Source organism: Miniphocaeibacter halophilus (assembly GCF_016458825.1).
In the GTDB taxonomy this organism is placed as follows: Bacteria; Bacillota; Clostridia; order Tissierellales; family Peptoniphilaceae; genus Miniphocaeibacter; species Miniphocaeibacter halophilus.
This window is the reverse complement of record NZ_CP066744.1, coordinates 1,786,916-1,812,656: the sequence shown is the minus strand read 5'-3', so window position 1 is coordinate 1,812,656 and position 25,741 is coordinate 1,786,916. Positions and strand designations below refer to the sequence as shown.

Sequence of the window (25,741 nt, the reverse complement as noted above, 5' to 3'; positions counted from 1 at the left end):
ACCATTTGACAAAGAACCTTAATTAGCAGTTGGGGTTTAATTTATAGATAATATTTTTTATTTATAGTTAAATCATCATTTAGTTCTAATACTAAAGGTTCTCCTGTTGGTATTTCCAACTTCATAATTTCTTCATCTGAAATTCCTTCAATATGTTTTACTAAAGCTCTTAATGAGTTTCCATGAGCAGCCACTAAAATTGTTTTATTATCTAATACTAAAGGTGCTATTTGATCTTCCCAGAAAGGTATTACCCTTTCCAAGGTAACTTTTAAATTTTCTCCAAGTGGAACTGTTCCCTTTGGCAAATTTGCATATTTTCTATCAAATACCTGTTCTTCACTATTTAATAGCGGTGGAAGCACATCATAGGACCTTCTCCATTGATGAACTTTTTCATCACCATATTTTTCTGCTGTTTCTTTTTTATTTAATCCTTGTAATGCACCATAATGTCTTTCATTTAATCTCCAAGATTTAATTTCGGGAATCCATAACTGGTTAGATTCTTCCAATACAATATGACAGGTTTTAATGGCTCTTTTCAATACAGAAGTAAAGGCTAAATCAAATTCAAGTCCAGCTTCTTTAATTTTTTTACCTGCATTTTCTGCCTGGTTATAACCTTCCTCACTTAAATCCACATCTACCCAACCGGTAAATTTATTTTCCAAATTCCATTCACTTTGGCCATGTCTAACGAAAACTATTTTTTTCATAATATCTGCTCCTTAATAAGATTATATTATTTAAATAGGTATTTATTTCTTTAATACCCCACTTCTATTTAATATTTTCAAAAATAAATAAGTGATTAATACATCTATTGGATATTTCCCAATTTTAGTTATATATACCATTTTTGTCAATAATAAATTTTTTGAATATAAAATATAAATCCAAGTAGGCGTCATTATAAAAGAAACTAAGATTAATTGTATAAAGAAAGCAACCATTATCCTTTTAATATCCACTTGTTTTTTATAAAAAAATACTCCATATATAAAGCCTTCAACCATAGCATTTAAAGTAAATCCAGGGAAAAATATCCCTTTAGGAAATAACATTGCCCCTATAATATCACCTATTCCTCCTACTATTGCAGCAGGCATAGGTCCATATAAATAACCAACAACTACCAATGCTAAAAATTGAAAACCTATCATTATTGTATTTCCAAATAAGGGTATTTCAAAAAGACTCAACACTACATTTAAAGCGACCATTATTGCACATATAACTAAATTTCTTACATTTTTAAGCTCTTCTATATTAAACCACTCTTTTATAATTGACATTTACTCACCTTTTTTAAACTTCAGTTTTAATATTCTTCCGCCCATAATAAAATATATTACAGAGGAAATAATTCCCTGTAATAAATCATATGGTATTGATGTTAAACCAGTAATAAAACTTCCTATTATTAATGATCCAGATATATAATACCCAATAACGAGAATAATTATCGCTAAAATTGTTCCAATTAAATTTTTATATCCATAAAATTTATTCTTATAAGCAAGTTTTCCTACAACAAGTCCCATTAACCCTTTTATAATTAAGGAAAATAATGCCCATTGTGCACCACCAGATAATATATCAGCTAAAGCTGAGCCTATTCCACCAGCTAAAGCCCCAACAATAGGTCCAAATAAACTAGCTCCTAAAAATATAAATAAATCTCCAAAATTTATGTAGCCTGAAACTGCCGGAATTGGAATTCTTATAATTATTGTGCCTACTATTACCAATGAAGTTAATAGGGCACAGTAAATTAAATTTTTTAAACTTTTATCCATATACGAACACTCCAAATAATTTAATCAAAAAACAAACACAACACTAAGTGTTGTGTTTGCTATTTTTCTTGAATAATATCTTTAACCTTCATTAATCTTGTTATAGTTGCTCTTTCATTTTCGTCTAATTTACTACGAATATATTTTATAGTTTCCTCTAAATCAGGAATTGTTCTATATTCTAGAGCATTTACTCTTCTTCTTGTCTTTTCTAATTCTTTTGCCATTAATTGACAAGCTTTTTCTACTTCTGCTAATTCTAGAAGTTTATCCATAATTTTGTCTAAGCCTTCTATTGCATAGTCTAAATCAGCTGAAGTTTGAGCATAACCGTAAGGATAAATACTACCTGTATCATCTATTTCAGTTTTAATAAATTTCATAACAGGAATATTAACACTCATAATATTCTTTGTAGTAATATCAACATCTATATTTTCTTTTGGAAAAGAGACAGCTTCATCAAGAAATTCCGGACTCATTATAGCAGAAGCAAGCAAAAAATCTTTAAAGGAATTACTTAATTCTTCTTCAACTTCAAGTCTTAATTCCTTATTTTTTCTAATTAAGCCAATAAAACGTCTCATTAGCTCGTCTTGCTTATCCTTTAATAATTTATGTCCCCTAGTAGAAGTAGCTAGTCTTTCCTTTAATTCCGATAAGACCATTCTAGTAGGATTTACATTTAGCTTAGCCATCTAATCATCCCCTTGAGATTCATCCAAATATTTATCTAAATATTCATCCCTTATTCTCTTTAGTTCAGATCTTGGAATTATTCTTAATAATTTCCAACCAAGATTTAATGTTTCCTCTATAGATCTATTATTATAGTAACCTTGATTTACATATTCTTTTTCAAATTCTTCTGCAAATTTTGAAAACGCCTTGTCTGCTTCAGATAATGCACTTTCTCCAAGAATAACAGCTAAGTCTCTTGCTTCCCTACCGGATGCATATCCTGCATATATTTGGTTCATAGTGTCAGCATGATCTTCTCTAGTTTTTCCTTTACCTATACCCTTGTCCTTTAATCTTGAAAGTGAAGGTATTACAAAAATAGGAGGCTCTATACCTGATTTGTATAAATCCCTAGATAATATTATTTGTCCTTCTGTAATATATCCTGTTAAGTCCGGAATTGGATGTGTAATATCCTCTTCAGGCATTGTTAAAATTGGAATTTGCGTTATTGAACCATCTCTACCCTTAATTCTACCGGCTCTTTCATATATTGTAGAAAGGTCAGTATATAAGTATCCTGGATAACCCCTACGACCTGGAACTTCTTTTCTTGCTGCTGAAACTTCACGTAGTGCTTCTGCATAGTTAGTCATGTCTGTTAAAATAACAAGAACATGCATTCCCTTTTCAAAAGCTAAATACTCAGCACAAGTTAAGGCCATTTTAGGTGTTGCAAGTCTTTCAATAGCAGGGTCATTTGCTAAATTCATAAATAAAACAGCCCTATCTATAGCTCCTGTTTCTGTAAAATCATCTATAAAGAATTGTGCTTCTTCAAAAGTTATTCCCATTGCAGCGAAAACTACGGCAAACTTATCTCCCTTACCTAAAACTTTAGCTTGTCTAGCTATTTGTACTGCAACATTGTTATGTGGAAGTCCTGAAGCTGAGAATATAGGTAGTTTTTGACCTCTAACTAAAGTATTTAATCCATCTATTGTAGAAATACCTGTTTGAATAAATTCAGAAGGATAGTCTCTGGATACTGGATTAATAGGTGAACCATTAATATCTATTTTCTTTTCAGGTATTATTTTTGGTCCATTGTCCATTGGAGAACCTAAACCATCGAATACCCTTCCAATCATATCTCCTGAAACACCTAGCTCTAAAGGTCTACCTAAAAATCTAACGGTGGTATCCCTTAAGTTAATTCCTGAAGAACCTTCGAAAATTTGAACCATTGCCTTGTCTTCTTCGATTTCAATAACACGACCTCTTCTTTTTTCGCCGTTTTGTAATTGAATATCTACAAGTTCTTCATATTTAACCCCATCAACACCTTCTACTACCATAAGAGGGCCTACTACTTCCGTTACAGATTTATAATCCTTAAGCATTTACAGTCCCTCCTTTTTCTATTAACTTCTTAAATTCAACTTTTAGATCTTCTTTTAATTCGTCAAATTTATTTAATTCATCTTCTGGTATATTTTTCGCTCTTGCAATTCTATCTTTTATTGGCATAGTTTCTATTTCAGAAGTATAAATACCTTTGTCTAAAGCTTCCAGTGCTAAATCATAAAACTCTAAAATAGTATCTAGCATCTTATATTGTTTATTTAATGAACAATAAGTATCTACTTCATGGAAAGCATTTTGTTGTAAAAAGTCTTCTCTAATGGATTTAGTAATTTCAAGTTTTAATTGATCTCCATCTGAAAGAGCATCTCTACCTACAAGTCTAACTATTTCTTGAAGTCCTGATTCTTCTTGTAATAATGCCATAGCTCTAATTCTATCTCTTGAGAAATTTTCGTTTATATTCTCATCTAAATATTTGTCAACCTTAGTTTGATATAGAGAATATGAATCTAACCAGTTAATAGCTGGGAAGTGACGGCTGTAGGACAATGCATAATCTAGTCCCCAGAAAACTTTTACAATTCTCAATGTTGACTGAGAAACAGGTTCAGAAATATCTCCTCCAGGAGGTGATACTGCTCCTATTACTGTTAAAGCTCCTACTCTATTGTCATCACCTAAACATTCAACTTTTCCTGCTCTTTCATAAAAGTCTGCTATTCTTGATGCTAAATAAGCAGGGTATCCTTCATCACCAGGCATCTCTTCAAGACGTCCAGACATTTCTCTTAGAGCCTCTGCCCATCTTGATGTTGAATCTGCCATCATTGCTACTGAATATCCCATATCTCTAAAGTATTCTGATATTGTTATTCCTGTATATATGGAAGCTTCCCTTGCTGCAACAGGCATATTTGATGTATTTGCAATAAGTACGGTTCTTTTCATTAGCGATTCGCCTGTTTTAGGATCTATTATTTCCGGGAATTCCATAAGTACGTCGGTCATTTCGTTTCCACGTTCACCACAACCTACATAAACAACTATTTCAGCATCTGCCCATTTAGCCAGCTGATGTTGAACTACTGTTTTACCTGAACCAAAAGGTCCCGGTATAGCTGCAGCTCCCCCTTTTGTAACAGGGAAAAATGTATCTATAACCCTTTGTCCTGTAACTAATGGTTCTGTCGGATCCAGTTTTTTCCTGTAAGGTCTTCCTTGTCTAACTGGCCATTTTTGAATCATTGTTAATTCTTTTTCGCCATTTTCAGTTTTAATAACTGCAACAACTTCATCAACTGAAAAGCTACCATTTTCTATTTTTGTTAAAGTACCCTCTACTCCCATTGGAACCATTATTTTATGATTAACTATAGGTGTTTCTTGGACTGTACCAATAACATCACCTGGTTTTAAAACATCTCCAACTTTAGCAACTGGAACAAAATCCCATTTCTTTTCTCTATTTAATGCGTTTACTTCGACACCTTTTGTTAAAAAGTCTCCTGCTGCATCTTGAAGAGCTTGTAATGGTCTTTGAATTCCATCAAACATCTGCTCAATTAAACCTGGCCCTAACTCTATTGATAATGGAGATCCTGTTGTTATAACGGTATCTCCAGGTCCTATACCAGTAGTTTCTTCATATACTTGAATAGAGGCTTTGTCGCCCCTCATTTCTATAATTTCTCCAATGAGCTTATCTTCTGAAACTTCAACAACATCATATACGTTTGCATCTTCCATTCCTTCAGCTACAACTAAAGGTCCGGAAACTTTTATTATTTTTCCTGCTTTCAATATAAGCTCTCTCCTTTATAAAATATTAGATCCAACCGCCTTCTCTACATTCTTGTTTATATTTTCCATACCAATATTCAAAGTACCTTGATTTGATGGTATTAATATTACGGCTGGCGTAATTTCTGCATTATATCTTTCTATAGTCTCCGGTATTAAACTGGCAAGTTGTTCTGTAATAAATATTACACCATAACCTTCTTTTGCTATACTATCGACTATTTTTCTAGTTTCCGTAGCTTCATAAGCTATATATACATGAACTCCTAAAGCTCTAAAACCAAGAACAGAATCTCTATCTCCTACTACGGCTACTTTATACATAACACTCACGTAACCTTTCTCTAGTAAATTTTGCCGGTAGATTATTAAGCTTAGAAACAAAAATAATTCTTAGGTTCTTAATTTCGTTTTCTTTTGCCAGTAAATAAGCAAAAGCAACTTCCGGACCGTATGTAATTTTTTTTGCCTCTTTTATAACTTCTACCAAGTAATCATCCATACTTTTTTCAAAAACTGAAAGACTTTTTGTCATATTATATTCTTTTAGACTTTCTCTTAAATGATAATAGATTCTTGAATTTTTAAACAAATCACTGTTTTCATCAATTTTGCTAAAAAGGAAATCTTTATACTTATCCTTTGGTATAGCTCCACCTTCAATTATAACCCTGTCTAAAAAATTCAAATCTCTCTTTTGATTTTGACATCTTAATAGTGTTCTAATATTAGTAAAATCTATTAAATCTTCAACATAGATTTTAAATAAATCAATATCTAATTCTTCTGCTACTTCTTTTAGATTTTTAAAATATTCCTTGTCTATTAAAATATCTATATTTTGTGGGTCTTTATATTCTAAGAACTGATCGTATACAGCATTAATCACTCCAGAGTACCTATCATCTAAAGATGATCTGTCACCTGTTGCGAATTCTTCTTTTAATTTTTCAAAATCAAAATTTCCAAAATTTATATACATTCTAGAATAATTTAATCCACTTATTTTTTCTTTAAGAATAACTTTTAAATTATGATACTCGTACTTCATTGATATTAAATCAACTACTTCAGGACTAGGTAATAGTTCATAAAAAGTTCTAAAAGTATTATTCAATGCATCTTTTAATGCAATCTCATAATCTTCACTTCTTTCTAATTTCGCTATACTAGCCTGATATACAGTATCGTTTAAAAGCCTTAAAGCATCATCTAAGGAGTCAGATTCTATCATTCTTTCTAATTGACTTTTAGTAAGTAGGCTTTTTTCATAGATTCTTGTGGTTGTAGAACTTTGGATAAACTTATTTCTATCCATCATTCCCTCCTATTCCGAAAATAACTTTTCAGCTATATAGCTTTCCAAGTCATCTTTCATGTAGTCTACTAAACTTGAAAAGTCATTATTTAATACAGAATTCCCCTCTAATATAGAAAATCCACTTTCTACATATTTATCTGAAATTTTGTTTTTTAATCCTAATGATTTTACAATATCTACCCTGTTTTCTTGAACCATAATTTCAACATCATCTCCAATATTGGAAGATTTTATTGTCTTAAGTAGAATATCGGTATAGGATTTGTCATCAATGTTTTTAAGCTTTTCTTTAACTATATCTATTATTTTAGAAATTACATCTTGCTTAGCTATAAGTAAAGAATCCCTTGCCTTTAAATTAGCGTTATTAGTTGTTTTTTCAACTAATTGTTCAGCTTCTTCATTGGCCTTAGAAATTATTTCTTCCTTTCTTTCCCTAGCTTGTTTTTCTATTTCAGATATATATTTATTTTTATTATTTTCAGCTTCATTCAAAATCTTTTCACTTTCAGCTTCAGCATCTTGTAAAATAGTTTGAATTATATTGTCTAAATTTGACATTTTTTCACATCCTTAATCAATATGTTGATTACATTAATACGTTATTAATCATCAAGAATGAAATAGCAAATCCTAATATAGCATATAACTCAACCATTACTGCAAGTACGATTCCCTTTGCTTGTTGTTCTTCATTTTTTGCTAATATATTTATACCTGCAACAGATACTTTAGCTTGTGCTATTGCTGATAATAAACCAACTATTCCTACTGGTAATGCTGCTGCAACTGCATATAAACCTTGTGCTAAATTTAAATCTCCAACCATTACAACTAATACTATTCCTATAACGAATCCGTAAAGTCCTTGTGTACCTGGTAATAATTGAAGTACTAATGCCTTACCAAATTTTTCCGGTTCTTCTATTATTACTCCTGCAGCTGCTTCTCCTGCCATTCCAACACCCTTTGCTGATCCAATACCAGCAAACAAAACAGCTATTGCTATTGCTAAACCCTTAAATATAAGTCCACCATTTTCAATAAAAAATTCTGCCATTATAATTCCTCCTAATTATTTTCTCTTTTAATATTAAAATATTTAGATTTTTCTACTAATCCTTTAAAGGCTTTTCCTCCACCTTCATAGAATTTATTAAACATTTCTACATAAGTAAGTCTTGCTGTATGAACATAAGCACTTAAGTATGATAAGAATACATTGAATAATTGGAATATAACAAATACTATTAATCCTCCAATTGCTCCTAGTATTCCTGCACCAAATAGCATTTCTACAATCATATTAACAGCTAAAGCTATAAATCCTCCTGAAAGTGCTAAAGCCATAATTCTTAGGTAGGATACAAAATCTCCTATATAACTTGTAATACCATACAGTTCATAAACACCTGAGGCTACTTTTCCTACTATAGTTTCAGCATCTCTGCCTCCTGTAGCAACTATACCTACCATTCCAATTACAGAAATTATTATAAAAACTTTCCCTACTACTGGACTAATTCCCGGTATGAGTTTTGATATAGCAAATACAATTATTCCTATTAAAGTCATATACCAAAAACCTACATCAAAAATTGCATCCATAATTTTTTTGTCACGTATTTTCATATAAGCCTGTATAGCTAAACCGAAAAATAGGTGAATTCCACCTAATACTAATGATACCATTATCATTTTCATGGAATCATTAGAAGGACTTAAGATAGGATCTTCTATCATACTAAATCCGAAGAAAGAACCATACACTATTCCTGCTATACATGTACAAATTCCTATAAACATGAAAAATTTTACAAATTTTCTCATACTTTCTTTTAAGTTAAAGAATTTCAAACCTATAATACAACCTATGGTTAATAGTAATCCATAACCTAGATCTCCTACCATCATACCTGCAAATATCGCATAAAATGGTGCAAATAATGGTGTAGGATCAATTTCGTTGTATCTTGGTAGTGAATACATTTCCGTCATACCTTCGAAAGCTTCTGCAAATTTTCCGTTTTCTAATATAATCGGAACATTTGGATCATCTTTATCTGCTTCTTCTAATTCTAAATAATACCTGTTCTCTAGTATTTTATTTACTCTTGTTTTAAATTCTTCTTCTAAATTTTTAGGAACATAACCTTCTATTACATTTACCCTGTCTGTTTTAACAAAGTTTTCTACTGAAGTTTCACGTAACCTTACATTTGTTAAAAATTCATAGTAAACTTCAATATCTTCTAAAAATTTGACATTATCTTTAATAATATCTTCTTGTTGCAATATTGTTTTATTACTATTTTCTAAATCCTTTTGTAACTTAGAAATATCATCTTTAACTATTCCACTTGTATTTATTCTTATACTATTAAATCCATTTTTTCTTAAGATTTCTAAATCCCTATTTTTTTCTTCTAAGTTGCTTATAAATACAATATAGACATTTCCCTTATCTTCGCTAACAACCTCGATTACTGCATTATCTATATCCTTGTAATCATTTCTTAGGTTTTCCATATAGCGAGTTGGTACAACACCAGTAGTTACAAAAACCTTTTTGAATCCATATAGTTCAGCTATAGGAATATTAATTGAACTCCAAACTTTCAACTCATCTATTTTGAGTTTATTATTATGTATCTCTTGTTTGTTGTTCTCAATAATATCACTTGCTCTAAGTAGATTTTTATAAATTGATTTAAAATCGAACTTACTTCCCTTTTCTTTAATTTCTTCAAAGGAATAGGTAGCTACACCTTCTTTTAAAGATTTAATCATTCCATCTTTTTCTTTATATTTCGATAATAAATCAATTGACCAATTTACTTTAGTAAGCTCTTCATTTACAGCATTTACTTCATTATCTACTATAACTTGTTCTAATGATTCAAATTTTTCTTCATCTGACTTAGACAAATCATTAAAATGTACAAATTCAAAGTCTTGAAGTTCTTTTAGAAGATTACCCCTATCATAATTAAATGCAAGTAAATTAAATTTACTCATTTTAACTATTGCCATAATTCTTCACAATCCTCTCTACAATAGAATCTGCAATACTATTTAAATCATCATCTTTTGTGTTTAAAATTTTTTGAGATTCATTTTCTGCATTTTTTAATATAGGAGCTTCTATTTCTCTACTTTTCTCTTTAGCAAGCTCAAGAATCTTTTGTCTTTCAAGTTCAGCCTCTTTAACAATTTCATCGTATTTTTCCTTACCTTGAATTTTCATCTGTTCTTGAATTTCAAACGACTTATCCTTTGCATCATTAACTAAAGTCTCAGCTTTAATCTCAGCATCTTTAATTTTACTGATTGCATTGGATGACATATATTCACCCCCTTGTTTGATAACGATTTCAGAAATTTACATGCTTATGGCAATGACTAAATTACAACATTTATTAAGGTGTGTTAAAATAAACATCTCCCCCATTATAAATCATTACCATAAGTAAATATTAACACATTAAAAATTAATTATCAATTGTAAATTTATATATAATACAATTATTATTTTGTTCCAAATAATCTATCACCAGCATCTCCTAGTCCTGGCAAAATATATCCATGATCATTTAATTTTTCATCTAGACCGGCTACATAAATTGGAACATCAGGATGAGCCTTATGAACTACTTCTATTCCTTCAGGAGCAGCTATTATATTAACTAATTTTATGGATTTTGCACCTTTGTTTTTTAAATATTGAATAGCTGCAGCTGAAGAACCTCCTGTAGCCAACATAGGATCAAGTAATAAAATAGTTCTATCTGCTATATCTGTTGGTAATTTACAATAATATTCTACTGGTTCTAAAGATTCCGGATCACGATATAAACCAATATGACCAACTTTAGCTGCCGGTAAAATATTTAATATTCCGTCTACCATTCCTAAACCTGCTCTTAATATTGGAACAATTGCAACTTTTTTTTCCTGATAAGATTTTTGCTTTTGTTTTTTGCAATGGTGTTTCTATTTCTATTTCTTTTGTTTCAAAATCTCTTGTAACTTCATATGCCATTAACATGGCAATTTCTGCAACTAGATCTCTAAACTGTTTTGAACCTGTTTTTTTATCTCTTAAATATGTTAATTTATGAGTGATTACAGGGTGATCAAATATTGTAACATTATTCATATTTTTCCTCCTTATTTTAAAACACTATCTATATATTATCACTTATGCTTTATATTGTTAAAGATTTATTATAAATTTTTCTATTAAATTAATTATTTCATCCCTTGTATTGTCGTATATGAATTTTTCACTTCCATATGGATCTGTAATTTCCCCTTGTTTACCTTCGGCAAAATCCTTTAACAGAAAAATTTTGTCCTCATCAGGAAAATAATGTTTCAATATATCCAAATGACTTCTTCCCATAACCAAGACTATATCTGCCCAATCAATTTTTTCTTTTGATACCTGTGTAGAAATATGCCTTGTTAAATCTATTCCAATATCAGCCATTGATAATATAGCATTTTTACTAGCATAATCACCACTAGCTGCTATGCCTGATGATTTAGCCCTGTGGCTTAATCCCTTCCTCTTTGACAGGTCATTAAAAATATATTCCGCCATTGGACTTCTACATGTATTTCCAGTACAAACAAATAATACGTTCAAATTACACTCTCCTTATATTATGTGAAGAAGACTTTTTCAGTCTATTCATAATTCCTATACCTATTCCTTTTTCTTCAATGCCTTCGCAAATAATATAATCAACTTTCAATTTATCTGCCAACCTTAAATTCCTAAATAGATTATGAGCCATTTCATTTAATTTGTTTTTACTTCCTAGGCTTAAAAAAATATCATCTTTTTGTAAAATATTTTTATTCTCTTCAAATAAAATATAAGCCGTTTTCTTATTTGTATCCTTAGAATAATTTCTAATATACTCTTTAATTGAGTTATTATCACCAATAATAACTTCCATATTGGCCTTGGGAGCATAGTGTTTGTACTTTTGCCCTGGTGATTTTGGAATAATGTTATCTGAAATTAGTGCATTGTCATAAACTACCTTGTTTAAATATTCTTCTAAATCCTCTTTGTCGTAGAAACCCGGTCTAAGTATTGTGTAGGGTTTTTCTGTAACATCTAAAACTGTCGATTCAATTCCTATACTTGATTGACCTCCATCAATAATCAAAGGTATTTTTCCCTTTAAATCTTCATAAACATCATTTGCAGTTGTCGGTGACGGTCTTCCAGAAATATTTGCAGATGGAGCAGCTATAGGAACTCCTGATTTTTTTATAATTTCTCTTGCAATATTATGGCTTGGCATTCTAATTGCCACTGTATTTCCCCCAGCTGTAACTACAGAAGGAACAATATCGCTCTTATTAAAAATTACCGTTAAAGGGCCTGGCCATAAATTTTCCAATAATGTTTTTACATCTACTGGTAATTCTAAAATTAAATTTTTAATTTCTTCAATTTCTGAAATGTGAAGTATTAAGGGATTGTCCTGTGGCCTTCCCTTTACTTCAAAAATTTTTTTACAGGCCTCTTTTGAAAGTCCATTCGCACCTAACCCATAAACCGTTTCTGTTGGTATTGCAACTAATTCATTTTTTCTAATTATATCTGCTGCTTTTTTTATATATTCATAATCACTTTTTATATCATCAATTTTTAGTATTTCTGTTTGCATATTCATCACTCTCTAAACAATTTACTGGATCCATATGAATTACAATCCTAACGCCGCATTGGTTTAAAATTTTATTTTCCAAATCATCAGCAACTTCATGTACTTCTTTAAATATTAAGTTACATGGAAAATCTAAATGGACTGAACCATAAATATTTCCTTTTCCATATTCATGTAATTCTAATTTATGAACTCCTTGAACATTTTTCCCACTTAATAATATTTTTTCTATTTTATCTTCTAATTCTTCCGGTGGAGCTTCTCCTAATATTACATTTATAGAATCCATTGCAATATCATACCCTGATTTCAAAATTATAATTGAAACTAAAAGCCCAATATAACCATCAAGATTAATGTCTCCGTACTTATATATTAAAATTGAAATTATAATTCCAGAAGTTGAAAAAATATCACTTAAAGCATCTTTAGCTACACTAATAAGAGCTAGTGAATCAATTTTTTTACCAATATAGCTATTGTACCTATACATGAAAATTTTGACACATATAGAAAAAACCAAAATTATTATTGATAAAAAACCAGTTTTTATTTCCTCCGGGTAAATAATTTTTATAACCGATTCTTTTAAAAGACTTATACCTGTAAATAAAATAAAAAAGGATACTACTAAGGAAGAAATGTATTCCGACCTTCCATGTCCATATGGATGTTCCTTATCTGCAGGTTTAGCTGATAAAAAGCTACCAATTAAGGTTATTACCGAACTCATTGAATCTGCTAAATTGTTAAATGCATCTGAAATAACTGCTACAGAATTTATTAATAGACCTATTATTAATTTTGTAACAAATAATAATAGATTTAAGAATAAACCTATAATTCCTGATTTTTTAATATATTTATTTCTAGTTTCCTTATTCTCCACATCTTACCTTCCTATTAGATTATTAATTTTTTATAAATTTATTACATAATAAAAAACCTAAAATTTTAGGTTTTTTAATACGATTATTTACTAATGTCTACCCATGCAATATAGTTAGACAATGTCTCTAATTCTTCAATTGTCAATTCAATAGAACTATTTTTACTTCCACAAGCAGGATGAACTTTATCATAATCCTTTAAAGAATTATCTAAATAAACTTTCACACCTTCTTTAATACCAAAAGGACAAACACCACCTACTTCATGTCCTATTTTTTCTAAAGTCTCTTCTGGAGTAAGCATTTTAGCTTTAATTTTAAACTCATCTTTGAATTTTCTATTATCTATTTTTTTATCCCCTGCCATGACTACTATTATGGCTTCATCTTTTATTTTAAAAGCCAAAGATTTAGCAATTTGTCCTTCACTACATCCAATTTGTTCAGACGCCATTGAAACTGTTGATATCAATTCATCATGAACCGAAATTTTATTATCTAAATTAAATTTTTTAATATATTCTCTTGCTTTATCTAAACTCATAATTCCTCCGAAATATTATACCATAACTACAAACTCTTATTATTAATTATACATAAATAACCTCATATAAATTTACATTATTTACAAAATATTATATCACAACTAGACTTTTTTATTGTAAAAAATACAGGTATATGCTATTATAATAAAGTACTGATTTGCCGGAGTGGCGGAATTGGCAGACGCGCGGGACTCAAAATCCCGTGGTGGCAACATCGTGCGGGTTCGACCCCCGCCTCCGGCACCATGCATAATCACACTATTAAAATATATTCAGCATAATATTAAAGACATGATTTTAAATTAAATCATGTCTTTTTTAATCCAATATTATTTATTAAAATTATAATATCTTTAATGGCAATATATAATATTAAATCTAAATTTTCTAGCAACCTTCTTTAAATATACTAGGTAAATTTCCTCTTAAAGTTCTCATACTATTATTACAATAGTAACTACTTATATTAATTTTTAATATAGTGAAAATTAAAAAATTATAGTATCTAAATATTTGTTGATTTTAACAGCAGGTTTTATTTTCCCTTCTTCCTCTTAGGATTTTCAGGAAACCATCCCTTTCTTACTCTTTGTCTCTGTTCAAATAATTCCAATATACTCCACAAACAAGTAAAGCCCAGTACACTTAAAATTGCTGACCAAAAAATTTCTTCAATATAAAAACCTAAAGCTATAAAGATAATACCTAGAACTGCAAAAATAGGCCAAATTTTTACTCCAAAATAATACTCGCCTTTAATAACTATTGGATGAAATATTCCTATAATTAAAAAGGTAATTAGTCCTATTAATACGCCTTTCATTGTAACCTCCCTAATAATAACTTTATTATTTTATCAATAGAATAAATAATAATTTAAAATCTTTATTAGAGTATAGTTTGACTCTATTAATTATTTGTACCTTTCCCTTCCCCACCAATTTGGAAGTAATTCTTTTAAAGTAATGGTCTTTCTTAAATCATAATCTACCATAATTTCCATGTTTTCATTTTCAATATTTAACTGCATTAAAAATTCTCTACAAGCACCACAAGGCATTCCTCCAAATTCTTTAGGCTTTTCGTTTCGAAATGCTATTAAACGCTTTATCTTAGTTTGTCCACTACTCATATACATATTTAAAGCTGCCACTCTTTCAGCACATAGGTCCAATACTCCACAGGTACTTTCGATACAAAAACCTGTGTAAATTTCTCCATTTCCTGCTTCAATAGCACATACAACATGGTGAGCATAGACAAAAGGGGAAACTTCTGCTGGTTTATATTCTTTTCTTGCTTCATAATAAAGCTTTTCCCATGTTTCCATCAAATATTCCTCTCTGTTTTAAATTTATTATATTATAACTAATAACTATTGCTTTTTATTCTATTTTTTCATTTCCTCTTTAAATACTTCTAATATGTATTTTGCTACTTTTTCATCTTCATCTACACTTCCACCACTTACTCCAAGCCCTCCTATAACTTCTCCTTTTACTATAAGTGGATATCCACCACCAAATATTACTAATTTGGAATTTGTTATATTAATACCAAATGCATCTCCATCAACTCTTGCAATTTCCCCAAATTCCCTTGTACTTTGTCTAACTACTGCAGCTGTGTAGGCTTTTTTCTGAGAAATCTCTATACTAGGAAGTATTGCATCTCCAAATCTATAATAATAGATTAAATTTCCATATTTATCAGAAATCGCTACTGACATGTCCACTCCAATTTCCTTTTGTATTTTTTCTGACTCTTTAGACAACTTATTGCATAACTCTAAAGTAAGTAATGTTTTTTTCAAAATATTTCCTCCTTTAAATTAATTTATATAATCTTGTATAATAGTTCTACCCTATTTCTAATATTAAAACCTAATTATAGCTATAGGGCATTATTACTTTTTCCCTATCATCTGTTGGCATTTTATCATTTACTAAAAGATTACAATAGGTAATACAGTTTTCTCCATGTTTTTTTCTTATTGAATAAATAGTATTTTCTAGTTTTATATTTCTTTCATGTTCTTTTATATTTTCAAACATACATACTTGAAAAGCATAATTGTCATCTATTAAATCTATTGCTCTTATTGTAAGAGTACGTAAATTACTATTCCAATCATATTGTTTAAACAGTTCCATTGCTGCCTCTGTTAATTCTAAAGATGAAAATGTAGGATAGGCTAATTTCTTTTGAAATGTTTTTCTGGTTAATAGATTGCTTCTTACGTTAATTGCAACTCCTGTTGCCAACAACTCATATTCTATTAGTTTTCTTGAAATATCTTGAGCTAGTTCTTGAAAAACATCTCTTACTTCATTGTCATTCACTAAATCAGATTTAGTTGTAATTCCATGTCCTATGGTTTTTACCGATGACTTATAATGGTAATCCCTTACTTCTGAATCATCTATTCCATTAGCCCATTTCCATAGTTTTACTCCATTTATTCCTAAAATGTTTTTTAATATATTTACTTTTGTTTTAGCTATATCTCCAATTGTTTTTATTCCGATTTTATTTAATTTCTTTTTAGTCGCCTTTCCTACCATTATTAATTCTTCACATTTTAAAGGCCAAACAATATTTTTGAAATTTTCCTTATTAATAATAGTTACTGCATCGGGTTTTTTCATATCACTACCTAATTTTGCAAAAACCTTATTAAAACTAACTCCAATACTTACAGTTAAGCTTAATTCTTTCTTTATTCTATTTCTTATTTCCTCTGCAATCTTTTCTCCCGATTCAAATAGTTTAATAGAGCCTGTAACATCTAACCAGCATTCATCCATTCCATAGGGCTCAACCTGATTTGTATAATCATAATATATGTCATGAGCTTTTTTGGAATAATATAAATATTTTTCATAATGAGGAGGTAAAATTATTAAATTAGGACATTTCTTTTTTGCCTCCCAAATAGCCTCTCCCGTTTTAACGCCCATTTTTTTAGCTTCTAAAGTTTTAGCAAGAATAATACCATGTCTATTTTCCTCATCTCCTCCTACAGCTAAAGGCAGTCCTTTATACTGTGGATAATCAATTAGTTCAACAGATGCATAAAAGGAATTCATATCACTATGTAAAATTACTCTATTTTTTCTATTCATACTCAACCATTCCTAAATAAATATATCGAACATATGTTCGTGTATTTATTATATAATACTTTTTTTAAATTTCCAATAAAAAAAGAGCCCTTTAGATAAATAGCTCTTTAATATTTATTAATTATTTACATATATGTTTTTTTATTATCTCCATTAATCTTTCATCATTAGAGCCCTCTTGTAGTTCATACTGTACCTTTGAATCTCCATTTAAGCCTATTATTTTAAAGCCTTTTTCTAAATCTATATTAATTGTTAACTTATCATTTATAATAATTTTATCAAGTAATATAGTTTTAGTAATATTATCCCCTTCAAGTTTTCTATAGTTTAAACTTTTCAATATATTTGAAATTTCTTTTATTTCTTCTTTGTCCCTTATTTCCCAAATACATTCACTTAAGCGATGAGTTATAGAGATATTGTCTGTTGCTAAGTCTAAAGCTGCAAATATATTCTTTCCTACTATATCTTCTAATTCTTTTTCAACATTCTCTGAAACAGAATTTTCTCCACCAACAATTATTATATTTCTAATATTTTTATTGCTAGCAATGTATTCTTTAGTTTCTTTTGACAAGTTTTTTGGATTTGTAAGTAATATAGCTCCATTATTCATACTCGCCACCGATGCGGAAGCTAATCCATCTGGATAATCTGTTCCATCAACTAGAACAATAGTGTCTATATCTTGATTTAAATAGGTTTTATATGCTTTCGCCACTTCTACAGCTGTACCATATCTATTAGATCCGGCATAGCGTATTCCTGTTTCTTCATATTCTTCACTTGCTTGTCTAGGAATGGAATCTATGCCACCAAAAATAATATGTGGGAAAGTAGGTTCTGAATAAAGAAATAGTCCAGTAATTACTGAGTGAGTTTCATGATTTTTTGTGCTTTGTCCAACAAATGTAGGAGCACTTAATGAATCTGCAAAATTATAAGCGTTTATAACTGCAAATGTATCTCCTGGTGTAGGACTACCACTATGCCTAAAACATGCTGAAGAGATTTCATGAGCAGTTTCAAATCTGTCTTTTCCTGCTAGTCTTTCAGTAGTTCCTAAAATTTTTAAATTATCCTCAACATTTTTCGATATGGTTTCAATTCCCCCTAAAATATATATCTTACTTGGTTTCAATCTTTTAATTTCATTTCTAGTTTGAGATGTTACAATATTTTTAGTAACTAGCAATATAGGTGCATCTATTTGACTAGCCAAAGTTCCACCAACCAACGCATCAGGAAAATCTTCTCCACTGGCAACTATTACATATTTGCTTCCTTTTGGAAAGGTTTTTCTGCTAACCTCCACAGCTGTTTCGTACCTATCAGCTCCAGAAATTCTTGAAATATCTAAATCCCTTTCATTAGCTAATGATATTTTAGGAAATACCATTCCTAGAATAAATACTACAGATATAATTATTTTAAACAATCTCTTTTTCATTTTTCTTTCCTTTCTTGAGTTATAGAAGATTAGACTATCAAACCAAACATTTCTAATGATTTAAATATAATACTTTCATAATAATAAATTTAAAACCTTCTTCTTTATAATGAATATATATTCTAACAATATTATTTAACAAATTTATCTAAAATTACCTTAAGTCTATTTACTTCTGTTTCTAAAATACTATTTAGTAGATACTGGGGTTTTTCATCATTTATTTTAATAACATCAAAATTTTCACTAAATTTTATTTTATACTCCATGGCTATTTTCAGAGGAGCGTCATCTAATTCCCTATATTTAAATTATTTAAAATTATCTATTATTTCATTAATATCCTCCTTATCCCTAATTTCAAATATAATATTTTCATCATATAAAACAAATAATTCTATTTTATCTGTAGTAAAATCATATTCCCCCAAATCATTTCTATATTAATTATATTCTTCTATTTCTTTAATATATTCTTTTAAAAGACCGTTAATTTCCTCTACATCTTTTTCCTCTGCTTCATATTGAATTCCTTCTTCACCTTTTATTGAAATAATTCTAAGTCCTGTATTTGGCTCAAAGTAAATTGATATTTCCTCATTAAACTTCATTTCATAAGGCATTGCTAATTTATAGATATTACCTCCTGTTAGTTTTGTATATTCTATATTTTCAAGCGCTTTTATTATGTTTTCAATATCTTTGGCATCAGTTAGCTCTATTCTTTTTCCGTCTTTCAAAAACCAATCCGACAATACTATTTTTTCAGTTTCTAAATTATAATCTTTAAATATTTTTTTACTTTCATCAGACCTACAAGCACCTAGTATTACTGGAATAATTAATAAAGTTATTAGTAAAATAAATCTTTTTTTCATAGCCTTCCTCCTTATTATACTTATACCCTTTATAATAAAAACAAGAAAAACTATGATTTTGTGACAAAAAAAGAAGAACTAAAAAAGTTCTTCTTACTTCATTCCTTAATATACTCTTGTTCCAAAAGGCATTAATGCCAATTTTGCAAATTTAAAACATTGTAAACCAAATGGAATTCCAATTATAGTTATACATAATAATATGCCATTTCCTATTGCTGCAATAGCAAGTGGTATTCCACTAATTATTATCCATAAAACATTTGCTACTGTAGACATTGCCGTTCCCGGACCATATTCTACCTCTTTACCAAAGGGAAAAAAAGCCAAACCAGCTATTTTAAAACATTGTCTTCCTATTGGTATTCCTATTATAGTTATACTCCAAAGAATTCCGGCTAAAGTCCAACTAAGTCCCTGCCAGAAACCACTAAAAATAAACCATAATAAATTTCCTAAACACCCCATAACTATCCCTTCCTAATAATTTATATTCTTAACTATATTATAAAGGTTAATCTTATAGTTTTGTTGCTGTAAATATTACAATTAGTCTACATTTTTATATTTCTAATTTTTATAATTATTAATGAATAATTTATAAATCCTTTACCATTTTTATATGAGGACACCATTCATCATAATAAATATCACCTATTCGCCTAAAACCACATTTCTTATAAAACCTTTCCACTTCCTTTTGTGCTGATAGTTTTATTTTATTTCCTCCTAATTTAATTACCTTTTCCTCTAATATTTCTATGATTTCTTTTCCTATTCCATATTTTCTATAATCTTTCAAAACTGCAACTCGACCTATAAAATATTCGTTTTTATTTTCTAAATCTTCATAAAGTCTAGCTGTAGCAACCGGATTTTCATTATAATAGTATAGTATAAGTAAGGAATTTTCATCTATTTCATCAAACTCATTATTAAACTCTTGCTCCTTTATAAAAACCTCTTCTCTAATTTTAATTATATCCTCATTTAATTTGTCAAAAAATTTATGCATATTTTCCCTCTAACATATAAAAATAAACAGAATAGCATGTAACTGCTAGCTATTCTGTCTTTAATTATATTATATTTTCTATAATTTTTTATTTATTTCTTAATACCTTCAAGGATTTTTTCAATTTTTTTATTGCCCAAATATAATGGCTTGAGGTTACTGATACAGCATAGCTTCCTAATGTAGAACCACCTGTCCATGAATATATCTTTTTCATAAATAATTCTTCATTTGAGAATTCATCAATTAATTTCATAACATCGTTATGACTTTCCCTTAATATTTCTTCTGAAGTCTCTAGACTGGTATTCTGATGTTTTTCCCATAATTTTATATTCATTTGACCATAATTTCTCCAATTATAAGGAGCTGGTAGAAAGGATTTCTCCTTCCCTTTTAAGTTACTATTTACCCAGTCTAAAAATAGTTGGTGCCATTCATACAGATGAATTAAAACATCCCTAAGATTTTTATCTCTCTTCCAATGAGCCTCTTTTCCTATAAAATCTCCATAATCTAAAGTACTAAGCTTTTCTTCTTCTGTCATTGTATTTATTATATCCCATAATTTATCATACTGTAAATTTGATGATTCAATTAAATCTTTTTTACTTGTAGCTCTTGCCATAGATTTTCCTTCTTTCTAAAGTTACTATTTAATAAAATAACATGCCTCTGTAACATATTCCTCTTCATTTTTGGTTTGCGCCGGAGAAACATGAAAAATATTTACCATCTTACCGGTTAAACTTAAATTATTTTCTTCTATATAGTAAGCTACCGCCTCTGCAACTTTTGGCATTTGTTCATATGAACCTGAAAAAGTTACTGAAACTACTTTTTGCTCTTCTGTCCTTATAAATTTTACATCGTCATAATCCTCTTTATCTTCTACTGTAACTTGAATTTCTATATCTATATCTTCTTCTTTATATTCATCATCATGATAAATAGCCATAGTATATCCATCATAAATAGGTTTTATATTATTTTTAGTAATAATTTCATATATTTCATTCCAAAGTATTCCTTCATCATAGTAAGTAGGTATTTTCTTTCTTAGAGAAATTATCCTACGCTGTGGAATTGTTTTTTCTACTACATTGTAATTAATCATATTTAGGTTTTTATTTGCATCAGACACTATTTCAAGTTTATGTATTTGTTTTTCTAATTTTTCTTGTTCTTCTTTTATTTCCTCTATTCTTATTTTATAATAGGATAATAACTCCTCTTCTTTATGCTCATTTTCAATTAAGTTTTTTATTTTTTTCAAAGAAAATCCTAATTCCTTATATACCGTTATCTTAGATGCTTTTTCTAACTGATTTGCTGAATAATACCTGTAATTTGTATTTTCGTCTACTTTATCAGCTTTTAATAAACCTATTTCGTCATAATGCCTTAGCATTTTAATTGTAATGTTTGAAAGTTTTGAAAATTCACCAATTTTAAACATAACCCACCTCTTTCTTATTATTCTTATTATAACCTCTCCCATTATAGGAGAGTCAATTAATTTAAAATTAATTCTAAAGTTTCGTGCTATTTTAAAAAAAGACAAAAAAAAGAACCATGCACTTGCATGGCCCTTAAATTTTATTCTTCTGTTTTGCTATAATCGTAGCTTGCCATTCTCTTGTAGTTAGCATATCTTTCGTTAGCATCTCTTTCTGCTTCAGCAAATAGTGTTTCTGCTTCTTCAGGGAAAGATCTCTTTAATGAAGTATATCTAACTTCTGAGTTAATAAACTCTTGGAAGGAAGCTTTTGGTTCTTTTGAATCTAATTGGAATGGATTCTTTCCTTCTTCTTTAAGTCTAGGATCGAATCTATATAGATGCCAGTAACCAGCTTCTACAGCTTTCTTTTCTTGTTTTTGAGATTTACCCATACCAGACTTAATACCATGGTTAATACATGGAGCATAAGCTATTATTAATGATGGACCTGGATAACTTTCAGCTTCTCTTATAGCTTTTATTGTTTGTGCTTGGTTTGCACCCATAGCTATTTGTGCTACATAAACATAGCCATAAGTTGTAGCCATTAATCCTAAGTCTTTCTTTCTTATTCTCTTACCTGCTGTTGCGAATTTTGCTACAGCTGCTGTTGGAGTAGATTTTGATGATTGACCACCTGTATTTGAGTATACTTCTGTATCCATTACTAAAATATTTACGTCTTGTCCAGAAGCAATTACATGGTCTAATCCACCGTAACCTATATCATAAGCCCATCCGTCTCCACCAAATATCCAAACAGATTTCTTAATTAAATAATCTTTTCTTGATATTATTTCTTTAATTATTTTATCTGCATCATTATTTCCAGTATTAGCAACTAAGTTTGGTAAAATATCACCAGTTGCAGCTTTTGAAGCTGTTACGTCGTCTATTCCTTCTACCCAAGCTTTAAATGGATCATTTAGTGGTGAATCTATATTTAATTCTAAGAATTCTTCCATTAAGAATTTAATTTTTTCTCTAGTTTTTTCAACACCTAAGTGCATTCCAAAACCATATTCAGCGTTATCTTCAAATAATGAATTAGCCCATGAAGGTCCTTTTCCTGTTGCTGAATTTTGACAATAAGTTGTTGCTGGAGCTGAACCACCCCAAATAGATGAACAACCTGTAGCATTAGCTATCATCATTCTGTCACCAAATAGTTGAGTTATTAATTTAGCATAAGGAGTTTCTCCACAACCAGCACAAGCTCCTGAGAACTCTAATAATGGTTGTTTAAATTGACTACCTTTTACAGTTGTGTCTGCAACTAAATCTTCTTTATATCCAACTTTTTCATGTGCATAATTCCAATTGTCTTTTTGTGCTTGATATTGTTCTTCAAAAGGTTTCATTATTAAAGCTTTTTCTTTTGATGGACATACGTCAGCACAGTTACCACAACCTGTACAGTCTAATGTACTAACTTGAATTCTAAATGTATAGTCTTCTAATCCCTTACCTATTGCTTTTTTAGTTTCAAAACCTTCAGGTGCATTAGCTTTTTCTTCTTCTGTTACTAAGAACGGTCTAATTACTGCATGAGGACAAACATAAGCACATTGGTTACATTGTATACAATTATCTATTTGCCATTCTGGCACTTCTAAAGCTATTGCTCTTTTTTCGTAAGCTGAAGTTCCCATTGGGAATTCTCCATTAGCTCTATCTGCAAATTTTGACACTGGTAAGTCATTTCCTTCTTGAGCATTCATAGGAATTACTACTTCTCTAACGAATTCTGGAAGATTTTCATCTTTAGTATCATCTGCATCTAAGTTAGCCCAAGCTTCTGGAACGTCAATTTTTAATACTGAATTAACTCCTTCGTCTACAGCCTTATAGTTCATATTTACTACATCTTCACCTTTTCTACCATAAGCTTTTACTATTGCTTCTTTTAATCTTGTAATAGCTTCGTCTAATGGTAATACTTTTGAAAGTTTGAAGAATGCTGATTGCATAACCATGTTAATTCTTCCGCCTAATCCTATGTCTGCTGCAATTTTAGATGCATTAACTATATAGAAATTAATGTCATTTTCAGCAATATATCTTTTCATTGAATTAGGTAAATGAGTTTCTAATTCTTCTGGTGACCAAATACAGTTAAGTAAGAATGTACCACCTTTTTTAAGACCTCTTAATAATTTGTATTGATTAACATATGATTGTTTTGAACATGAAATAAAATCTGCACTATCTATATAGTAAGTTGATTTTATTGGTTGGTTACCAAATCTTAAGTGAGAAATTGTAACTCCACCAGATTTTTTAGAATCATATTCAAAATAACCTTGAGCGTACATATCTGTACCATCACCTATAATTTTTATAGCTGATTTGTTAGCTCCTACTGTACCATCAGAACCGAATCCCCAGAATTTACAGTTAATAGTTCCTTCAGGAGAAGTGTGAATGCCTTCTTTAACTTCTAATGATCTATTTGTTACATCATCTACTATACCAATTGTAAATCTCTTCTTTGGTTCTTCACTTATTAAGTTGTCATAAACTGCAACTATTTGTGCTGGAGTTGTATCTTTTGAACCTAATCCGTAAATACCACTTAAGATTATTGGTTGATTTTCTTCATCATAATAAGCAGATTTAACATCTAGATATAAAGGTTCTCCAAGTGATCCTTTTTCTTTAGTTCTGTCTAAAACTGCAATTCTTTTTACAGTCTTTGGTATTACGTTTAGCATATGCTCTTTTGAAAATGGTCTGTATAAATGAACTTTTACAACACCAACTTTTCTACCTTGAGCTGCTAAGTAATCAATAGTTTCTTCTATTGTTTCAGTTACTGATCCCATAGCTACTATTATGTCTTCTGCATCTTCTGCTCCATAATAGTTAAATAAACCATAGTCTCTTCCTGTAATTTTGTTTATTTCATTAATATAATCTTCTGCTACTCCAACTATATCATCATAGTAGTTGTTTGAAGCTTCAACAGATTGGAAATATATATCTGGGTTTTGTGCTGTTCCCATTGTCTTTGGTCTTTCAGGGTTTAATGAATTATTTCTAAATTCATTAATTGCATCATAGTCAACTAATTTTGATAATTCATCATAATCCATAACTTCGATTTTTTGAATTTCATGAGAAGTTCTAAAACCATCAAAGAAATGTAAGAATGGTACCTTACCTTTAATTGCTGCTAAATGCGCTACTGAACCTAAGTCCATAACTTCTTGAACAGAACCTGAAGCTAATAAAGCAAATCCTGTTTGTCTTGCTGCCATAACGTCTTGGTGGTCCCCAAATATACTTAATGCATGAGAAGCTAAAGCTCTAGCTGATACGTGGAATACACCAGGTAATAATTCCCCTGCTATTTTATACATATTTGGAATCATTAATAATAATCCTTGAGAAGCTGTAAAAGTAGTAGCCAATGAACCTGCTGCTAAAGCACCGTGCATTGCTCCTGCTGCTCCTGCTTCAGATTGTAATTCTGAAACTAGTACTTTTTGACCAAATATGTTCTTTCTTCCATTCGCAGACCATTCATCTACATATTCCGCCATTGTTGAAGACGGAGTTATTGGATAAATTGATGCTACATCTGTGAATGCATACGCAACATGGGCTGCAGCCATGTTTCCATCCATAGTCATCATATGTTTTGCCATTAATTATACCCCCTATAAAGTA

Annotated in this window: 28 protein-coding genes, 1 tRNA gene and 1 pseudogene; 1 reads left to right on the top strand and 29 read right to left on the bottom strand. The window is 29.8% G+C overall.

The annotated features are described in order from the left end of the window. Positions 1-41: 41 nt before the first annotated feature. The 17 genes and pseudogenes from gpmA to JFY71_RS08910 all read right to left on the bottom strand — a co-directional run bounded on the left by gpmA (position 42) and on the right by JFY71_RS08910 (position 14,096). Positions 42-719, bottom strand: coding sequence for a 2,3-diphosphoglycerate-dependent phosphoglycerate mutase (gene gpmA / locus JFY71_RS08990; protein WP_243660470.1), 678 nt, complete (start codon positions 717-719; stop codon positions 42-44). A gap of 42 nt (positions 720-761) precedes the next feature. Beyond that, positions 762-1,298 carry a folate family ECF transporter S component gene (locus JFY71_RS08985; RefSeq protein ID WP_243660469.1) on the bottom strand — a complete coding sequence of 179 codons (537 nt, stop codon included), beginning with the start codon at positions 1,296-1,298 and terminating at the stop codon, positions 762-764. Next, the gene (locus JFY71_RS08980) at positions 1,299-1,802 is read right to left on the bottom strand and encodes an ECF transporter S component (RefSeq protein WP_243660468.1); all 504 of its coding nucleotides are present in this window, start codon (positions 1,800-1,802) and stop codon (positions 1,299-1,301) included. A 59-nt stretch (positions 1,803-1,861) separates the two neighbouring features. After that, a complete protein-coding gene (locus tag JFY71_RS08975) occupies positions 1,862-2,500 on the bottom strand; it encodes a V-type ATP synthase subunit D (RefSeq protein WP_243660467.1) in 639 nt (212 codons plus the stop codon). Beyond that, positions 2,501-3,886, bottom strand: coding sequence for a V-type ATP synthase subunit B (locus JFY71_RS08970; protein ID WP_243660466.1), 1,386 nt, complete (start codon positions 3,884-3,886; stop codon positions 2,501-2,503). It lies immediately after the preceding gene. Continuing rightward, entirely contained in the window at positions 3,879-5,651 is a 1,773-nt protein-coding gene (locus JFY71_RS08965; RefSeq protein ID WP_243660465.1) for a V-type ATP synthase subunit A, read from the bottom strand. The genes JFY71_RS08970 and JFY71_RS08965 overlap by 8 nt, the downstream gene beginning before the upstream one ends. A gap of 15 nt (positions 5,652-5,666) precedes the next feature. Beyond that, positions 5,667-5,975, bottom strand: a complete 309-nt coding sequence (locus tag JFY71_RS08960) for a V-type ATP synthase subunit F (protein ID WP_243660464.1) — start codon at positions 5,973-5,975, stop codon at positions 5,667-5,669. Next, positions 5,968-6,972, bottom strand: coding sequence for a V-type ATP synthase subunit C (locus JFY71_RS08955; protein ID WP_243660463.1), 1,005 nt, complete (start codon positions 6,970-6,972; stop codon positions 5,968-5,970). Before JFY71_RS08955 ends, JFY71_RS08960 begins: the two co-directional genes overlap by 8 nt. A 6-nt stretch (positions 6,973-6,978) precedes the next feature. Then, the gene (locus JFY71_RS08950; protein ID WP_243660462.1) at positions 6,979-7,533 is read right to left on the bottom strand and encodes a V-type ATP synthase subunit E; all 555 of its coding nucleotides are present in this window, start codon (positions 7,531-7,533) and stop codon (positions 6,979-6,981) included. A 28-nt stretch (positions 7,534-7,561) separates the two neighbouring features. Next, positions 7,562-8,032 carry a V-type ATP synthase subunit K gene (locus JFY71_RS08945; protein WP_243660461.1) on the bottom strand — a complete coding sequence of 157 codons (471 nt, stop codon included), beginning with the start codon at positions 8,030-8,032 and terminating at the stop codon, positions 7,562-7,564. Between the two features lie 11 nt (positions 8,033-8,043). Next, positions 8,044-10,005, bottom strand: a complete 1,962-nt coding sequence (locus JFY71_RS08940; RefSeq protein WP_243660460.1) for a V-type ATP synthase subunit I — start codon at positions 10,003-10,005, stop codon at positions 8,044-8,046. Further along, the gene (locus JFY71_RS08935) at positions 9,992-10,318 is read right to left on the bottom strand and encodes a hypothetical protein (RefSeq protein ID WP_243660459.1); all 327 of its coding nucleotides are present in this window, start codon (positions 10,316-10,318) and stop codon (positions 9,992-9,994) included. The genes JFY71_RS08940 and JFY71_RS08935 overlap by 14 nt, the downstream gene beginning before the upstream one ends. A 182-nt stretch (positions 10,319-10,500) precedes the next feature. After that, a pseudogene (gene upp, locus JFY71_RS08930) lies at positions 10,501-11,131 on the bottom strand (uracil phosphoribosyltransferase). Positions 11,132-11,188: 57 nt separating this feature from the next. Then, positions 11,189-11,623: a low molecular weight protein arginine phosphatase gene (locus JFY71_RS08925; protein WP_243660458.1), complete on the bottom strand. Its 435-nt coding sequence runs from the start codon at positions 11,621-11,623 to the stop codon at positions 11,189-11,191. Between the two features lies 1 nt (position 11,624). After that, positions 11,625-12,662: an L-threonylcarbamoyladenylate synthase gene (locus tag JFY71_RS08920; protein WP_243660457.1), complete on the bottom strand. Its 1,038-nt coding sequence runs from the start codon at positions 12,660-12,662 to the stop codon at positions 11,625-11,627. Further along, positions 12,637-13,551, bottom strand: coding sequence for a cation diffusion facilitator family transporter (locus JFY71_RS08915; protein WP_243660456.1), 915 nt, complete (start codon positions 13,549-13,551; stop codon positions 12,637-12,639). Before JFY71_RS08915 ends, JFY71_RS08920 begins: the two co-directional genes overlap by 26 nt. Before the next feature lie 83 nt (positions 13,552-13,634). Continuing rightward, positions 13,635-14,096, bottom strand: coding sequence for a YbaK/EbsC family protein (locus JFY71_RS08910; protein ID WP_243660455.1), 462 nt, complete (start codon positions 14,094-14,096; stop codon positions 13,635-13,637). A 160-nt stretch (positions 14,097-14,256) separates the two neighbouring features. On the opposite strand from JFY71_RS08910, the gene JFY71_RS08905 reads away from it, so the two are divergent. Continuing rightward, positions 14,257-14,343 (top strand) — tRNA-Leu (locus JFY71_RS08905). A gap of 289 nt (positions 14,344-14,632) precedes the next feature. On the opposite strand, the gene JFY71_RS08900 is transcribed toward JFY71_RS08905, so the two are convergent. The 12 genes from JFY71_RS08900 to nifJ form a co-directional block, all read right to left on the bottom strand. Then, positions 14,633-14,920, bottom strand: coding sequence for a DUF4491 family protein (locus tag JFY71_RS08900; RefSeq protein ID WP_243660454.1), 288 nt, complete (start codon positions 14,918-14,920; stop codon positions 14,633-14,635). Positions 14,921-15,010: 90 nt separating this feature from the next. Beyond that, a complete protein-coding gene (locus JFY71_RS08895; protein ID WP_476739013.1) occupies positions 15,011-15,430 on the bottom strand; it encodes a cytidine deaminase family protein in 420 nt (139 codons plus the stop codon). 57 nt (positions 15,431-15,487) lie between these two features. Then, the gene (locus tag JFY71_RS08890) at positions 15,488-15,910 is read right to left on the bottom strand and encodes a GlcG/HbpS family heme-binding protein (protein WP_243660453.1); all 423 of its coding nucleotides are present in this window, start codon (positions 15,908-15,910) and stop codon (positions 15,488-15,490) included. Between the two features lie 70 nt (positions 15,911-15,980). Then, positions 15,981-17,222: a DNA polymerase IV gene (dinB, locus tag JFY71_RS08885; protein ID WP_243660452.1), complete on the bottom strand. Its 1,242-nt coding sequence runs from the start codon at positions 17,220-17,222 to the stop codon at positions 15,981-15,983. Between the two features lie 121 nt (positions 17,223-17,343). Beyond that, the gene (locus JFY71_RS08880; RefSeq protein ID WP_243660451.1) at positions 17,344-18,675 is read right to left on the bottom strand and encodes a cell wall-binding repeat-containing protein; all 1,332 of its coding nucleotides are present in this window, start codon (positions 18,673-18,675) and stop codon (positions 17,344-17,346) included. Between the two features lie 131 nt (positions 18,676-18,806). Continuing rightward, entirely contained in the window at positions 18,807-18,944 is a 138-nt protein-coding gene (locus JFY71_RS08875) for a hypothetical protein (RefSeq protein ID WP_243660450.1), read from the bottom strand. A 174-nt stretch (positions 18,945-19,118) separates the two neighbouring features. After that, positions 19,119-19,553 (bottom strand): hypothetical protein, encoded by a 435-nt coding sequence (locus tag JFY71_RS08870; protein WP_243660449.1) that lies wholly within the window; start codon positions 19,551-19,553, stop codon positions 19,119-19,121. 105 nt (positions 19,554-19,658) lie between these two features. Next, positions 19,659-20,021 carry a YccF domain-containing protein gene (locus JFY71_RS08865; protein ID WP_243660448.1) on the bottom strand — a complete coding sequence of 121 codons (363 nt, stop codon included), beginning with the start codon at positions 20,019-20,021 and terminating at the stop codon, positions 19,659-19,661. Between the two features lie 130 nt (positions 20,022-20,151). Continuing rightward, the gene (locus JFY71_RS08860) at positions 20,152-20,568 is read right to left on the bottom strand and encodes a GNAT family N-acetyltransferase (RefSeq protein ID WP_243660447.1); all 417 of its coding nucleotides are present in this window, start codon (positions 20,566-20,568) and stop codon (positions 20,152-20,154) included. Positions 20,569-20,656: 88 nt separating this feature from the next. Next, positions 20,657-21,196: a ClbS/DfsB family four-helix bundle protein gene (locus JFY71_RS08855; RefSeq protein WP_243660446.1), complete on the bottom strand. Its 540-nt coding sequence runs from the start codon at positions 21,194-21,196 to the stop codon at positions 20,657-20,659. Positions 21,197-21,220: 24 nt separating this feature from the next. Then, positions 21,221-22,027, bottom strand: a complete 807-nt coding sequence (locus JFY71_RS08850) for a MerR family transcriptional regulator (protein WP_243660445.1) — start codon at positions 22,025-22,027, stop codon at positions 21,221-21,223. A gap of 140 nt (positions 22,028-22,167) precedes the next feature. Then, positions 22,168-25,719 (bottom strand): pyruvate:ferredoxin (flavodoxin) oxidoreductase, encoded by a 3,552-nt coding sequence (gene nifJ / locus JFY71_RS08845; protein WP_243660444.1) that lies wholly within the window; start codon positions 25,717-25,719, stop codon positions 22,168-22,170. Positions 25,720-25,741 lie beyond the last annotated feature (22 nt).

Coding starts and splice junctions, on each gene's coding strand:
- JFY71_RS08935 (WP_243660459.1), bottom strand. CDS start 10,318: ATGTCATCCAATGCAATCAGTAAAATTAAAGATGCTGAGATTAAAGCT.
- JFY71_RS08855 (WP_243660446.1), bottom strand. CDS start 21,196: ATGGCAAGAGCTACAAGTAAAAAAGATTTAATTGAATCATCAAATTTA.
- JFY71_RS08875 (WP_243660450.1), bottom strand. CDS start 18,944: ATGGAGTATAAAATAAAATTTAGTGAAAATTTTGATGTTATTAAAATA.
- JFY71_RS08850 (WP_243660445.1), bottom strand. CDS start 22,027: ATGTTTAAAATTGGTGAATTTTCAAAACTTTCAAACATTACAATTAAA.
- JFY71_RS08980 (WP_243660468.1), bottom strand. CDS start 1,802: ATGGATAAAAGTTTAAAAAATTTAATTTACTGTGCCCTATTAACTTCA.
- JFY71_RS08970 (WP_243660466.1), bottom strand. CDS start 3,886: ATGCTTAAGGATTATAAATCTGTAACGGAAGTAGTAGGCCCTCTTATG.
- JFY71_RS08880 (WP_243660451.1), bottom strand. CDS start 18,675: ATGAAAAAGAGATTGTTTAAAATAATTATATCTGTAGTATTTATTCTA.
- gpmA (WP_243660470.1), bottom strand. CDS start 719: ATGAAAAAAATAGTTTTCGTTAGACATGGCCAAAGTGAATGGAATTTG.
- JFY71_RS08950 (WP_243660462.1), bottom strand. CDS start 7,533: ATGTCAAATTTAGACAATATAATTCAAACTATTTTACAAGATGCTGAA.
- JFY71_RS08920 (WP_243660457.1), bottom strand. CDS start 12,662: ATGCAAACAGAAATACTAAAAATTGATGATATAAAAAGTGATTATGAA.
- JFY71_RS08870 (WP_243660449.1), bottom strand. CDS start 19,553: ATGAAAAAAAGATTTATTTTACTAATAACTTTATTAATTATTCCAGTA.
- JFY71_RS08865 (WP_243660448.1), bottom strand. CDS start 20,021: ATGGGGTGTTTAGGAAATTTATTATGGTTTATTTTTAGTGGTTTCTGG.
- JFY71_RS08975 (WP_243660467.1), bottom strand. CDS start 2,500: ATGGCTAAGCTAAATGTAAATCCTACTAGAATGGTCTTATCGGAATTA.
- JFY71_RS08960 (WP_243660464.1), bottom strand. CDS start 5,975: ATGTATAAAGTAGCCGTAGTAGGAGATAGAGATTCTGTTCTTGGTTTT.
- JFY71_RS08860 (WP_243660447.1), bottom strand. CDS start 20,568: ATGCATAAATTTTTTGACAAATTAAATGAGGATATAATTAAAATTAGA.
- JFY71_RS08900 (WP_243660454.1), bottom strand. CDS start 14,920: ATGAAAGGCGTATTAATAGGACTAATTACCTTTTTAATTATAGGAATA.
- nifJ (WP_243660444.1), bottom strand. CDS start 25,719: ATGGCAAAACATATGATGACTATGGATGGAAACATGGCTGCAGCCCAT.
- JFY71_RS08985 (WP_243660469.1), bottom strand. CDS start 1,298: ATGTCAATTATAAAAGAGTGGTTTAATATAGAAGAGCTTAAAAATGTA.
- JFY71_RS08910 (WP_243660455.1), bottom strand. CDS start 14,096: ATGAGTTTAGATAAAGCAAGAGAATATATTAAAAAATTTAATTTAGAT.
- dinB (WP_243660452.1), bottom strand. CDS start 17,222: ATGAATAGAAAAAATAGAGTAATTTTACATAGTGATATGAATTCCTTT.
- JFY71_RS08955 (WP_243660463.1), bottom strand. CDS start 6,972: ATGATGGATAGAAATAAGTTTATCCAAAGTTCTACAACCACAAGAATC.
- JFY71_RS08940 (WP_243660460.1), bottom strand. CDS start 10,005: ATGGCAATAGTTAAAATGAGTAAATTTAATTTACTTGCATTTAATTAT.
- JFY71_RS08945 (WP_243660461.1), bottom strand. CDS start 8,032: ATGGCAGAATTTTTTATTGAAAATGGTGGACTTATATTTAAGGGTTTA.